Annotated in this window: 11 protein-coding genes; 7 read left to right on the top strand and 4 right to left on the bottom strand. The window is 65.6% G+C overall.

Translation table 11 applies throughout. The features are described from left to right. Nucleotides 1-39 precede the first annotated feature (39 nt). From iolC to VLA65_RS02425, 7 genes are all read left to right on the top strand, one after another. Nucleotides 40-1065, top strand: coding sequence for a 5-dehydro-2-deoxygluconokinase (gene iolC, locus VLA65_RS02455; RefSeq protein WP_284989646.1), 1026 nt, complete (start codon nucleotides 40-42; stop codon nucleotides 1063-1065). Beyond that, entirely contained in the window at nucleotides 1062-1991 is a 930-nt protein-coding gene (locus tag VLA65_RS02450) for a Cgl0159 family (beta/alpha)8-fold protein (protein ID WP_306962947.1), read from the top strand. Before iolC ends, VLA65_RS02450 begins: the two co-directional genes overlap by 4 nt. A gap of 20 nt (nucleotides 1992-2011) precedes the next feature. Next, a complete protein-coding gene (iolD, locus tag VLA65_RS02445; RefSeq protein WP_332601842.1) occupies nucleotides 2012-3940 on the top strand; it encodes a 3D-(3,5/4)-trihydroxycyclohexane-1,2-dione acylhydrolase (decyclizing) in 1929 nt (642 codons plus the stop codon). A 44-nt stretch (nucleotides 3941-3984) separates the two neighbouring features. Then, a complete protein-coding gene (locus tag VLA65_RS02440; RefSeq protein ID WP_332601696.1) occupies nucleotides 3985-5496 on the top strand; it encodes a CoA-acylating methylmalonate-semialdehyde dehydrogenase in 1512 nt (503 codons plus the stop codon). 132 nt (nucleotides 5497-5628) lie between these two features. Then, nucleotides 5629-6540 (top strand): sugar phosphate isomerase/epimerase family protein, encoded by a 912-nt coding sequence (locus VLA65_RS02435; RefSeq protein ID WP_284989649.1) that lies wholly within the window; start codon nucleotides 5629-5631, stop codon nucleotides 6538-6540. A 38-nt stretch (nucleotides 6541-6578) separates the two neighbouring features. Next, nucleotides 6579-7592 carry a Gfo/Idh/MocA family protein gene (locus tag VLA65_RS02430; protein ID WP_284989650.1) on the top strand — a complete coding sequence of 338 codons (1014 nt, stop codon included), beginning with the start codon at nucleotides 6579-6581 and terminating at the stop codon, nucleotides 7590-7592. Nucleotides 7593-7600: 8 nt separating this feature from the next. Then, complete coding sequence (locus tag VLA65_RS02425; protein ID WP_306962942.1) at nucleotides 7601-8473, top strand: sugar phosphate isomerase/epimerase family protein; 873 nt, start codon at nucleotides 7601-7603, stop codon at nucleotides 8471-8473. A gap of 22 nt (nucleotides 8474-8495) precedes the next feature. Here VLA65_RS02425 and VLA65_RS02420 read toward each other — a convergent pair whose 3' ends face one another. The 4 genes from VLA65_RS02420 to VLA65_RS02405 form a co-directional block, all read right to left on the bottom strand. Further along, nucleotides 8496-10154 carry a SulP family inorganic anion transporter gene (locus tag VLA65_RS02420; protein ID WP_306962940.1) on the bottom strand — a complete coding sequence of 553 codons (1659 nt, stop codon included), beginning with the start codon at nucleotides 10152-10154 and terminating at the stop codon, nucleotides 8496-8498. Beyond that, complete coding sequence (locus VLA65_RS02415) at nucleotides 10151-10528, bottom strand: ArsR/SmtB family transcription factor (RefSeq protein WP_059388171.1); 378 nt, start codon at nucleotides 10526-10528, stop codon at nucleotides 10151-10153. The genes VLA65_RS02420 and VLA65_RS02415 overlap by 4 nt, the downstream gene beginning before the upstream one ends. 167 nt (nucleotides 10529-10695) lie before the next feature. Next, nucleotides 10696-11715 carry a sugar phosphate isomerase/epimerase family protein gene (locus VLA65_RS02410; protein WP_059388170.1) on the bottom strand — a complete coding sequence of 340 codons (1020 nt, stop codon included), beginning with the start codon at nucleotides 11713-11715 and terminating at the stop codon, nucleotides 10696-10698. Beyond that, complete coding sequence (locus VLA65_RS02405; RefSeq protein ID WP_332601695.1) at nucleotides 11712-12890, bottom strand: Gfo/Idh/MocA family protein; 1179 nt, start codon at nucleotides 12888-12890, stop codon at nucleotides 11712-11714. The genes VLA65_RS02410 and VLA65_RS02405 overlap by 4 nt, the downstream gene beginning before the upstream one ends. Between the last annotated feature and the right edge of the window lie 106 nt (nucleotides 12891-12996).

The following is a 12996-nucleotide window of genomic DNA, read 5'->3' as shown; positions in this document are numbered from 1 at the left end:
CCGCAAGAAGAGTTCACTACAGAAAGGTCCGCGATCACCGTGACCCACGAACTGCTCACCATCGGGCGCATCAGCGTTGATATCTACCCGAACGACATCGGTGTGGGACTGGAGGATGTGCAGTCCTTCGGCAAGTATCTTGGCGGCTCGCCCTCCAACGTGGCTGTTGCCGCTGCCCGCCACGGCCGCTGTTCCGGCGTGATTACGCGCACCGGTGATGACCCCTTCGGCATTTACCTGCACCGCGAACTGCGCAAGTTCAAGGTCGACGACGTGTTCGTCACCCCGGTGCCGGGCCTTCAGACCCCGGCCACGTTCTGCGCGATCCAGCCTCCGCACGATTTCCCGCTCTACTTCTACGGCCGTTTCCCGACGGCGCCGGACCTGCAGATCAAGGCCGAGGAACTGGACCTGGAGGCCATCAAGGACGCCGGCATCTTCTGGTCCACCGTGACCGGTCTCTGCCAGGAACCGAGCCGCTCGGCCCACCTCGCGGCCCACGAAGCGCGCCCCCGCACCGGACTCAAAGAGGGCCAATACACCATCCTGGACCTGGACTACCGGCCGATGTTCTGGGCTTCCGAGGACGAGGCCCGGGCCGAGGTCGCCAAGATCCTGCCGCACGTCACGGTGGCCATCGGCAATGACAAGGAATGCGCTGTCGCCGTAGGTGAAGGAACCCCGGACGAGCAGGCTGATCGCCTCCTCGCGGCCGGCGTCGAGATCGCGGTCGTCAAGCTCGGCCCCGAAGGCGTCATGGCCAAGACCCGTACCGAACGCGTCGTTTCCGCGCCGGTCCCGGTGGAGACCGTCAACGGCCTGGGCGCGGGCGACTCCTTCGGCGGGGCCTTCTGCCACGGATTGTTGTCCGGCTGGCCTTTGGCCCAGGTCCTGGACTACGCGAACGCCGCCGGCGCGATTGTCGCCTCACGCCTCTCGTGCGCGGACGCGATGCCGACGCCGGAGGAGGTCACCTCGTTGCTCGCCGAACGCGGCCGCCTGACGCCCGCCGGCACCGACGCAGCAGCTTCCCACGCGCCAGTTTCCGAAGGAGCAACACGTTGAGCTTCAATGACGACCCCCGCCGTTACGAGCACCTGAGTGCCATCCGGCTTGAAGATCCCGACGCCGTTGCCCGCGCCGCCGCCGCACGTCGCCGCCACCCGGGGCTGAAGTACGGGACCCAGAACTTCATCGTCGCGGCCGACCACCCGGCCCGCGGCGCCCTCTCCGTCGGCTCGGACCCGGTGGCCATGGCTGACCGCCGGGAACTACTGGACCGCTTGCAGATCGCTTTGGCGAATCCCGCCGTCGACGGTGTGCTCGCGAGCCCGGACATCATGGACGACCTGCTCCTGCTGGGGGCACTTGAGGGCAAGCTTGTCTTCGGTTCGATGAACCGAGGCGGGCTGGCCGGACTGGTCAACGAAATCGACGACCGTTTCACGGGCCATACCGCAGCGGCCCTGGACGCCCTGGGCGCCGACGGCGGGAAGATGCTGACCCGGATCTGCCTCGGGGATCCGGACACCGCCAACATCCTGGAAGCCACGGCCAAGGCGGTGGACTCCCTCGCCGCGCGCAAGCTGATCGCCATGGTGGAGCCGTTCCTGTCTGTCCGGGAGGCGAACGGCAGGGTCCGCAACGACCTTTCCCCGGATGCCGTGATCAAGTCGATCGCCATTGCCGAGGGTCTCGGTTCCACGAGCGCCTACACGTGGATGAAGCTTCCCGTCGTGGACGAGATGGAACGGGTCATGGCGGCCACCACGCTGCCCACGGTCCTGTTGGGTGGGGACCCGGATGCGGGCCAGGACGAGGTCTTCGCCAGCTGGCAGGCCGCCCTTGCCCTGCCGGGAGTCCAGGGATTGACTGTGGGACGGACCCTTTTGTATCCGGCCGACGGGGACGTGGCCGGGGCCGTTGCCACCGCCGCCTCGCTCTTGAAGACGCCAGAGCTGCTGAAGACACCCGCGAAAGTATCGGAGTAAGAGTAATGTCAACGCGCAGAATGACGGTCGCCCAGGCGGTTGTCGAGTTCCTGTCCAAGCAGTACACGGTGGACACCGTCGGCGGGAGCGAGTACCGGGAACGCCTGATCCCGGGCACCTTCGGGATCTTCGGACACGGCAACGTCGCCGGTGTGGGGCAGGCCCTCAAGCAGTACCAGCAGCTCGATCCGAGCATCATGCCGTATTACCAGGGCCGCAACGAGCAGGCCCAGGCGCACCAGGCTGTCGGCTACGCCCGGCACACCCGCCGCCGCCAGACGTTCGCGATCAGCACCTCGATCGGCCCGGGTTCCTCGAACCTTTTGACCGGCGCGGCGCTGGCCACCACCAACCGGCTGCCTGTCCTGCTGCTGCCGTCCGACACCTTCGCCACCCGGGCCGCGGACCCGGTGCTGCAGCAGCTCGAGCTGCCGTACGCCTACGACATCACGGTCAATGACGCCTTCCGTCCGCTGTCCAAGTTCTTCGACCGGGTGTCCCGGCCCGAGCAGTTGTTCTCGGCCTTCCACCACGGCCTGCGCGTCCTGACGGACCCGGCCGAGACCGGCGCGGTCACCATTTCGCTGCCGCAGGACGTCCAGGCCGAAGCCTTGGATGTCCCGGAGGAATTCCTCGCCGAGCGTGAGTGGCGGATCCGCCGCCCCGAGGCCGACGACGACGACATCCGCCGCGCCGCCGAGGCCATCCGTGCCGCGAAGCGCCCTTTGATCATTGCCGGCGGCGGCGTCCTGTACGCCTTCGCCAACGAGGAACTCGCCACGTTCGCCGAACTGACCGGAATCCCGGTGGGCAACACCCAGGCCGGCGTCGGCGTCCTTCCGTGGGACCACAAGTTCTCGCTCGGAGCCATCGGCTCCACGGGCACGACGGCGGCGAACGCCCTCGCGGCCGAAGCTGACTTGATCATCGGCATCGGTACCCGTTACGAGGACTTCACGACGGCGTCGCGCACTGCTTTCCAGAACCCCGACGTGAAGTTCGTCAACATCAACGTGGCCGCGATCGACGCGTACAAGCACGGCACCGTACTGCCGATCGTCGCCGATGCCCGCAAGGCCCTCGTCAAGCTCAACGCAGCCCTCGGCGGCTACCGTGTCGGCGCGGACCTCGAGCAAACGATCGCGGCCGAGAAGAAGCGCTGGAACGGCATCGTGGATGAAGCCTTCGATACCCGGCACACCCCGCTGCCGGCCCAGAACGAGATCATCGGCGCCACCAACCGGGCCATGGATGAGCAGGACGTCGTCATCTGCGCCGCCGGCTCCCTGCCGGGCGACCTGCACAAGATGTGGCGTGTCCGGGATCCGTTCGGTTACCACGTCGAATATGCCTACTCGTGCATGGGTTACGAGATCCCCGGCGGCTTGGGCGTCAAGCGCGCGGCCCTGGCCGAGGCCGCTGCAGGCGGCAAGGATCGCGACGTCGTGGTCATGGTGGGGGACGGCTCCTACCTGATGATGCACACCGAACTGGTCACCGCCGTCGCCGAACGCATCAAACTGATCGTGGTCCTTATCCAGAACCACGGCTACGCCTCGATCGGCTCGCTTTCCGAGTCGCTGGGCTCGCAGCGCTTCGGCACCCAGTACCGCGTCCTGGACAGGGAACAACACTCCTTCGACGCCGGCGAGAACCTGCCCATCGACCTGGCCCTCAACGCCGAGTCCCTCGGCGCGAAAGTCATCCGGATCGAACCGGGGGAGAAGGTCATCGCCGAACTGGAACAAGCCATCCACGACGCGAAAGCGGCACCGGAAGACACCGGACCGATCGTCATCCACGTCGAATCGGACCCCCTGCTGGACGCGCCGAGCTCCGAATCCTGGTGGGACGTTCCCGTTTCGCAGGTCTCCGAACTCGAATCCACCCAGCATGCCTACCAGACGTACACAGACCACAAGAACCGCCAGCGCAAGCTGCTCGGCTAGACCCCCTCAAGCTCTCTTCAAGCACCAGACAAGGAAGTCCGCACATGTCGACGACGACCACCCTGACCACCATCAAGCATTTCATCAACGGTGTTGAAACCGCCGGGGCCGGCGACCGCAGCCAGCCGGTCTACAACCCGGCCACCGGGGCCGTGACCGCCCAGCTTCGGCTCGCGAACCGGGCGGACCTGGACGCCACCGTTGCCGCAGCCAAGACCGCGGCGGAGAAGTGGGGCGATTTCTCCCTGGCCAAGCGCACGGCCGTGCTGTTCACGTTCCGCGAACTCGTCGCTGCCCACGTGGACGAGCTCGCCGCCCTGGTCACGGCCGAGCACGGCAAGGTCATCTCCGATGCCAAGGGCGAGATCGGCCGGGGCCTCGAAGTGATCGAGTTCGCCTGCGGTATCCCGACCCTGCTCAAGGGCGACTACTCGGACCAGGTCTCCACCGGCATCGACGTGTTCTCCTTCCGCGAACCGCTCGGCGTCGTCGCCGGCATCACCCCGTTCAACTTCCCCGTCATGGTGCCGCTCTGGATGGCGCCGATGGCGATCGCCACCGGCAACGCGTTCATCCTCAAGCCCTCGGAGCGGGATCCCTCCGCCTCGATGCTGCTGGCGAAGCTGTGGAAGCAGGCCGGGCTGCCCGACGGTGTGTTCCAGGTCCTGCACGGGGACAAGGAAACCGTCGACGGGCTGCTGACCCACCCGGACGTGGACGGGATCTCCTTCGTCGGCTCCACCCCGATCGCGAAGTACGTCCACGAAACCGCCACCAAGCATGGCAAGCGGGTCCAGGCCCTGGGCGGGGCGAAGAACCACGCGATCATCATGCCCGACGCCGACCTGGACAACGCCGCGGACCACCTCGCCGCCGCCGCGTTCGGTTCCGCCGGGGAACGCTGCATGGCCATCTCCGTCGCCGTCGCCGTCGGGGACGCCGCGGAGCTGCTGGTCAAGAAGGTCGAAGAACGCGCGCTGGCCGTGAAGGTCAAGAACGGCACCGAGCCCGACGCCGAAATGGGCCCGGTCATCACCCCGGCTTCCAAGGAACGCATCGTGCGGATCGTCACCGAAGCCGAAGCCGCGGGCGCGGCGATGGTCGTGGACGGCCGCGATTTGGTGGTCCCCGGCCATGAAGAAGGCTTCTGGGTCGGCCCCACCGTGATCGACCACGTCACGGCCGAAATGACCGCATACACGGAGGAAATCTTCGGACCCGTCCTCGTCGTCGTCCGCGTCGAGGACCTCGATGAAGGCATCAAGCTGATCAACTCCAACCCCTACGGCAACGGCACCGCGATCTTCACCTCCTCTGGCGCGAACGCCCGCAAGTTCCAGCGCTCCGTCACCGTGGGCATGGTCGGCATCAACGTGCCCCTGCCGGTACCCGTGGCCTACCACTCCTTCGGCGGCTGGAAAGCCTCGCTCTTCGGCGACAAGCACATCTACGGACCCGAAGGCGTCTCCTTCTACACCCGCGGCAAGGTCATCACCTCCCGCTGGCCCGAACCCACCCACGCCTCCGGCGCCTCCTACAACTTCCCCTCCAACTAGTCGCCACCCGCTGACCTCTCCCACCCAACTGACTCGCAGTAGATGTCGTTTTGGGCCCTCATAACGACAACAAATGCGAGTTAGTTGGGCTGCGGCCCCCGGTGGGGAGCAATCAACGTTAAGGATTGAGCAATGACAGAGAACAAACTCATCATCGGCACGGCCCCGGACTCCTGGGGCGTCTGGTTCGCGGATGACCCCAAGCAGACCCCGTGGGAACGCTTCCTGGACGAAGTGGCTGAGTCAGGCTACAAGTGGATCGAGCTGGGCCCCTACGGATACTTGCCGAACGACCCTGCCCGCCTCGCCGAGGAGCTCAAGCAGCGTGACCTCAAGGTCACGGCGGGAACGGTCTTTACGGCCTTCCATCGCGGTGCCGCACAGTACGAGGAAGCCTGGGAGCCGGCACGCAAGGTGGCTGAGCTGACTGCAGCCATGGGCGGCGAACACATCGTGGTCATTCCGGCGATGTGGCGCGACGACGTCACCGGCGAGGCCGTGGAGAGCGGGGAGCTGTCCCAGGATCAGTGGAACGATCTGTTCGCCGGCCACAACCGCATGGGCAAGGTGTTGCTGGAAGACTTCGGCCTCAAGCAGCAATTCCACTCCCACGCAGATTCCCACGTCGGCGCCCAGTCGGATATCGAGCACCTGCTCGCCGAGACCGATCCCCAGTACCTGAACCTGTGCCTAGACACCGGGCACGCGGAATACTGCGGAGCCTCCAGCCTGGAACTGATCAAGAATTACCCGGACCGCATCGGCTACTTGCACCTGAAGCAGATCAACCCGGATGTCCTGAAGAAGGTCAATGAGGAAAACATGACCTGGGCGGCAGCAAACCTGGCCGGCGTCATGACCGAACCGCCGAACGGACTGCCGGATCTTCGCGCCGTCATCGAAGCCGTTGAAGGACTTAACCGCCCGATCTTTGGCATTGTGGAACAGGACATGTACCCCGTGGCCTTCGACGTCCCGATGCCCATCGCCAAGCGCACCCGAAACTACCTGCTCTCGTGCGGCTCCCGCACGGTTGTCAACTAACGCTGCCTCTCAAGCACAAACAACCAAGGACAGAAACAATGACTGACATTCTCCGCGTGGCCGTCATCGGCGCAGGCCGCATGGGCGCCGACCACATCAAGCGGCTCAGCACCCGCATCCACGGCGCCGAGGTGGCCGCCGTCGTCGACGTCGACCTCGCCCGTGCGCAGGCCGCCATCGCAGGGATCGACGGCGCCGTCGCCCTCGCCAGCGCCGATGATGCCCTCAACAACGGCGACGTCAACGCCGTGCTGATCGCGACGCCCGGTTTCCTGCACGAGGAAATCCTGTACAAGGCACTGGAGAAGGACTTCCCGATCCTCTGCGAGAAGCCGCTCACCCCGGATGCCGAGAGCGCGTGGAAGGTTGTCCAGGCCGAAACGGCAACCGGCCACAAGCGCATCCAGGTGGGCTTCATGCGCCGCTTCGACGCCGAATACGCCGCCTTGGGTTCCGTGATCCGCGATCGTGAACTCGGCGAGCTGCTCATGCTCCACCACCAGCACCGCAACCCGGACACTCCTCAGGGCTTCACCAACGAGATGCTCATCAACGACTCCGTGGTCCACGAATTCGATGCCATCCGCTTCTTCACCGGTGAGGAAATCACCTCCGTGCAGGTCCGCCTGGGCAAGGCGACGCGCAACGCCCCGAACGGCCAGCACGATCCCCAGCACGTCCTGATCGAGACCGAGTCCGGCGTCCTGGCCGACGTCGAAATCTATGTGAACGCGAAGTTCGGCTACGAAGTGGCCACCCAGGCCTCCTTCGAGGACGGCATCGTGAGCATCGGTGGCGACGGCGGTCCTTACGTCCGCAGCGCGGGCCGCTGGGGCGGCAAGGTCACGCCCGGCTTCGAAGAGCGCTTCGGTGCCGCGTACGACGTCGAGGTCCAGGCTTGGGTTGACGCCGCCCGCCGCGGCGAAATCGGCGGCCCCACCGCCTGGGACGGCTATGCCACCGCTGCGTGCTGCGAAGCCGGCGTTGAGGCCCAGAAGTCGGGCGAGAAGGTCGCGGTACAGCTCAACACCAAGCCTGAGCTGTACAAGTAGGAGTGGCCATGAAGATTGCCCTCGATCCCACCCCGTTCCACCACAGCCACGGCCTGCTGGAGTTTCCGCGGCTGGCCGCCGATCTCGGGTATAAATACCTCCAGCTGACCCCGCACGCGGACTTCATCCCGTTCTTCAACCACCCGAAGGCCGACGACGAATTGGTCGGCCAGCTGAAGAAAGCCTGCAAGGACGCCGACGTCGAGATCGCCTCGGTGCTCCCGGTGCTGCGCTGGTCCGGACCGGACGAAGACGCCCGCGAGGCCGCTGTCCGTTACTGGAAGCGCGCCATCCAGATCACGGTCGATCTTGGCGTGCAGACGATGAATACCGAATTCAGCGGCCGCCCGGAAAAGGCGGAGGAGTCCGAAAGGGCCTTCTACCGTTCCATGGAAGAGCTGCTGCCGATTATCGAGCGCGAAGGCCTGGACGTCCTCATCGACCCGCACCCGGACGACTTCGTGGAGGACGGACTCGCCGCGCTGCGTGTCATCCGTGGCGTGAATTCGCCCAACATCGGCATGGTCTACGTTGCCTCCCACACGTTTCACATGGGCAACAAGCCGCTCGACATCATGCGGGCCGCGGGGGACAAGCTGCGCTTGGTCCACGTGTCCGACACCATGGACCACCACGCCTCCCACGGGCTGCGCTACATCACCAACCCGCCGGGAAACGCCGTGCGCGTCCACCAGCACCTCAAGATCGGCGACGGCGACGTCAACTGGGACGAGTTCTTCGGCGGACTCAACGAAATCGGCTTCCTGGACAAGGACAACACCGTCATGGTGTCCAGCGTCTTCGCCGAGGACGACAACGCCAACGAGGTGTCCCGCTACCAGCTGGAAACCATGGGCAAATACATCGCGAAGGTCCAATAAGGGCGGCCGCGGCTGGACCGGTTTACGGGGTCTTGCCGGGGTTGCGTGCGCTGGCGGCGCGGGCGACGTGGCTTCGGGCGTGTTCGACGGCTGGGCCCAGTTCGGTGAAGAGGTGTTTGTGGTGGCGAAGGGAGTCCAGGACCCCCACCTGGGTGACGAGCCGAAGGTGGCGTTCCTGGATCCCTTTGATCAGCACGGTGATTCCGCGGCGTTCCAGGGCCTGGACGATGTCTGTGATGGTTCTGGCACCGGTTGCGTCCAGGATCTGCAGCTGCGACATGCGGATGATCACGACGTCGACGTTCCGGATGGCGCTGACCCGCTCCAGGACGCGCTCGGCAGCGGCGAAGAATAGTGCCCCGTCGAGCCGGAACACGGCGATGTGCTCGTCCCCTTCGTGGACCGGGCCGGGGATTTCTTCCCGGTGCACACCGCTGGACCGGACCAAAGCACGCAAGGCGAAGAATGCAGCGACGGCGATCCCGATCTCCACGGCCTCGATCAGGTCGAAGGAAACGGTGATCAGTGCGGTGACGAAGAACACGACCGTGTCGGCGCGGGTCGATCCGATCACGCTGCGCAGCGTCTTGAGGGAGACCATGCGAGTCGCGGTGACCATCAGGACCCCGGCCAAGGCAGCAAGGGGGATGCGGGAAACCGGGCCGGTGGCCAGGTACACCACGGCAAGCAGGACCAGCGCATGGGTAATGGCGGCAAGGCGTGTCCGGCCCCCGGAACGAATGTTGACCGCTGTGCGGGCGATGGCACCAGTGGCCGGCATGCCGCCGAAGAATCCGGACGCGACGGACGCGAGGCCCTGGCCCAGGAGCTCACGGTCCGCGTCATAGGGGCCGGTATCGGAGATCGACGCCCCGACCCGTGCCGAGAGCAGCGACTCGATCGCGGCCAGGGCTGCGATCGTAGCCGCGGACCCGGCCAGCGCGGTGATCGTCCCCAGGTCCAGGGAGGGGATCATCGGGGCCGGCAGGGAATCGGGCAGGGCTCCGATCCGGGTCACAGGCAGGTCGAGGAACTGTGCGGTCACAGTGGCAATGATGATCGCGATGAGCGAGCCCGGGATCCGGGGGTGGATCCGCGGTGACGCAATCATGATGACCGCCACCAGAGCCACCACGGCAACCGGCGCAAGGAACGAGGCAGGGGACACGGTGCCGATGGCCTGGGCGGCAGAGATGACGGCGTTGCTGCTGGGGCCCGGCTTGGTGCCGAACGCGGCAGGGACCTGCTGAAGGAAGATGATCACCGCGATTCCGACGGTGAAGCCCTCGATCACCGGCCAGGGCAGGAGCGTCACGACCCGCCCGAGTTTGAGTAGCCCCGCGGCCACCACTATCACCCCGGCAAGGACCGAGACCGCGGCCAGCGCCCCGAGCCCGTGGGCGGCGATGACCGGGCCCAGAACCACGACCATGGCTCCGGTGGGTCCGGAGACCTGGATGTTGGAACCACCGAAGACGGCCGCGATCACCCCGGCGATCACGGCGGTGATCAATCCGCTGGCCGCACCCGCGCCGGAGCTGACACCGAATGCCAGGGCCAGCGGCAGCGCGACAATGCCGACCGTGACCCCGGCAACCAAGTCTCCTTTCCAGGTACGCGGCAATAGCGCGTAATCCTGCCGCCGGGGAAGCAAGGCCCGGACCGCCACCAGGGCCTTCACCGGGTGCTGGCTGCGGCTGAGGCGGATGCAGCCGCTTCCGAGGACTCAAGCTGCGCCCGGGTGGTGTGCAGAATGTCGTTGAGCAGCAGTCTGGCGACGGAGAGGAGTTCCGCGACTTGTGGGTAGGCCAGGGTGTAGAACATCTGCAGGGCCCGTCGCTCTCCCTTGACGAGGTGGTATCGGCGCAGCACCGACAGATGCTGGGACAGGTGCGAGGCCTCCAGGCCCGTTGCGGCCAGAAGCTCAGTCACTGACACTTCGGGCGCCGCCGACAGCAGCTCCAATACCCGGATTCTGACCGGGTGGGCCAGCCCCTTGAACAGATTGGCCTTCACCTCGTATAGCGGTGCCCGGAAATCCGCGAACTCTTCCATGATTGCCTTCCTGGCCCACACCACGAGTCTTTGCTTGACTATTTTATGGATTCATCATCCAGTGTAACAAGGGTGGGAATAGAGAGCCCTGCAGGCCAACACAAGAGGGCCCCATCTCGGATGAGGCCCTCCTCTGTGGTTCGGTGAACCGGCTAGCGAGGAACCCCCTACGCCGTCACCTTCAGCGACGCTTCCAGCGCTGCGTCGGCATCCCGCAGGACCTTGGCTGCCACTTCGAGTCCTTCGATCCGGCCGAGGGAAGTGTCTTCGTGCTCGATGTTGACCAGCATGTTCGGGTCCACTTCATAGAGGGCACGCAGGAACTCGGTCCAGTAGGCGGTGTCGTGCCCGCGGCCGAGGGCAACGAAGTCCCACGCGGAGTTCTTGGGCCACTCGTTGGCCCATTCGTCGCCGCCGAGGTTGGTGCGGCTTTCCTCCGGGGAGAGCCGGCGGAAGCTGTTGTCGAGCACCCCGTAGAGGGCTGCGTTCGCGGTGTTGATGCGCACGTCTTTCGCGGCTGCCTGGAAGACCAGGGGTCCGAGTTCGCGGACCACGGCTACCGGATCCATCTGCTGCCAGAACAAGTGCGAAGCATCCAGTTCGACGCCGACGTGGGTGGCGCCCGTGAGCTCGATGAGCTTGTGGACATCTGCGGAGTTGAACACGATGTTCTGCGGGTGCAGTTCGAGGGCTACCTTGACGCCATGCCCAGCGGCCAGGCGGTCTGTCTCGCGCCAGAACTTCGCTGCGATGTCCCACTGGTAGTCCAGCACGTCCAAGGCTGCCGAGTTCCAGGCGTTGACGACCCAGTTGACCGTGGTGGCTCCCGGCTCGCCCCCGGGCAGACCGGACATGGTCACTACCCGGTTCTGGCCGAGGCGCTCTGCAAGCCGGATGGAGCGGCGGATGTCCTCGGCATGCTTCTCGCCGATCTCGCGTTTGGGGTGCAAGGGGTTGCCGTTGCAGTTCAGTCCTGCGATCGCGACGCCGGTCCCCTCGAAGATCGCGAGGTAGTCGTCGCGGGCGGCATCCGAGACAAGAATGTCGTCGAAGGTGGGGACGTGGACCGCGGGGAGGAAGCCGCCGGTGTTGATCTCGATGCCCGTCAGACCCAGGTCCGCGATGACCTTCAAGGCCTCGGGAAGCGGCCTGTCGTGCAGGATTGCGTTGTAGACGCCGAGTTTCATAGCGTGATGGTCTTTCCGTTGTTGAGTGCGGATTCGGTGACGGCGCCGAGCAGTTCCATGTTGCGGACGCCTTCGTCGAACGTGGCGCAGCGGGGGAGTGACTCGGATTCCGGAAGTCCGGCGACCTCCTCGAGGAACGCCCGGGCCTGGTAACCGAAGGCGTCGTTCTGCCCGAAGCCCACTTCGGGGGCGTCCATGGCGAGGCCGCCGGCGATGTAGGGGTGGCCCGGGCCGAGGATGACCTGGCGGTAGCCGTTCTCGTTGCCGGAGCCATCGTTGAGGAAGAGCTGGATTTCGGAGGGGCGGCGCTGGTCGAACTTCGCCGCACCGTTTTCGCAGAACACTTCGAAGTTGAGGCTGTTGGCGTGGCCGGCTGCAACGCGGGACACTTCGAAGCTGCCCGCGCCGTTCTCGAATGCTGCGTTGAAAGCAGCGTAGTCGTCGTTCTCTACGGCCTCGAAGGTGTCGCTGACAGCGGCGTGGTCGTGGCCCATGACGGCGCCAAGGGGCACAGGGCGCTTGTCGATGACGGTGCTCAGGCGACCGCCGCTGATGGACGTGATGTCGCCGCACAGGAACTCGGAGACGTAGGCCAGGTGGCTTCCGACGTCGGCCAGCGCACCGGAGCCGGGACCCCCCTTGTAGCGCCAGCTCATGGGAGCGGAAGGGCTGAAGCCGTAGTCGGTCCAGTAGCGGCCGCTGAAGTGCAGCACCTTGCCGAGGACGCCGGTGCGGATCAAGTCGCGGATGTAGGCGATGCCCGGTGTGCGGCGGAACGTGAAGCCGATGCGCGCGATGCTGGAAGCGTTGCGGGCTGCGTCCGCCATGGCCCGGGCGTCCTCGATCGAGTCGCTCAGCGGCTTCTCGCAGAGGACGTGCTTCCCTGCGGCCAGGAGTCCCTCGACCACCTCGCGGTGAAGGGAATTCGCGATGACGACACTCACGACGTCGATATCGTCCGCTTCCGCGATCGCCTGCCATGAGGTGTCATTGCGTTCGTAGCCGAAACGCCGGGCAGCGAGGGACCCGAACTCCGGGTTCACGTCCCCGATCGACACGAGGCGCACCGTCGGAAGCACGGGGCTATAAAGGGCAGACGCTGTGCGGTAGGCCGCCGCGTGTGCCTTGCCGGCCATTCCTGCGCCGATGACGGCGACCCCTAGGCTCTCAGCCATTGATTTCTCCTTCGAAATTCAGCCTGGGTGTCGAGCACACCGGGGCATTTTGGAGCGCTACAATTTAGCACTGGACTTACAGCGTAATCATGTGAGTATGTCCTGT

Origin of the sequence: Arthrobacter sp. S2(2024), assembly GCF_036662515.1 — a bacterium.
Lineage (GTDB): Bacteria > Actinomycetota > Actinomycetes > Actinomycetales > Micrococcaceae > Arthrobacter.
The sequence above is the reverse complement of the archived record's forward strand: the minus strand, read 5'-3'. Positions and strand labels throughout refer to the sequence as shown.

Coding starts and splice junctions, on each gene's coding strand:
- iolD (WP_332601842.1), top strand. CDS start 2,012: ATGACGGTCGCCCAGGCGGTTGTCGAGTTCCTGTCCAAGCAGTACACG.
- VLA65_RS02440 (WP_332601696.1), top strand. CDS start 3,985: ATGTCGACGACGACCACCCTGACCACCATCAAGCATTTCATCAACGGT.
- VLA65_RS02435 (WP_284989649.1), top strand. CDS start 5,629: ATGACAGAGAACAAACTCATCATCGGCACGGCCCCGGACTCCTGGGGC.
- VLA65_RS02430 (WP_284989650.1), top strand. CDS start 6,579: ATGACTGACATTCTCCGCGTGGCCGTCATCGGCGCAGGCCGCATGGGC.
- VLA65_RS02425 (WP_306962942.1), top strand. CDS start 7,601: ATGAAGATTGCCCTCGATCCCACCCCGTTCCACCACAGCCACGGCCTG.
- VLA65_RS02415 (WP_059388171.1), bottom strand. CDS start 10,528: ATGGAAGAGTTCGCGGATTTCCGGGCACCGCTATACGAGGTGAAGGCC.
- VLA65_RS02410 (WP_059388170.1), bottom strand. CDS start 11,715: ATGAAACTCGGCGTCTACAACGCAATCCTGCACGACAGGCCGCTTCCC.
- VLA65_RS02405 (WP_332601695.1), bottom strand. CDS start 12,890: ATGGCTGAGAGCCTAGGGGTCGCCGTCATCGGCGCAGGAATGGCCGGC.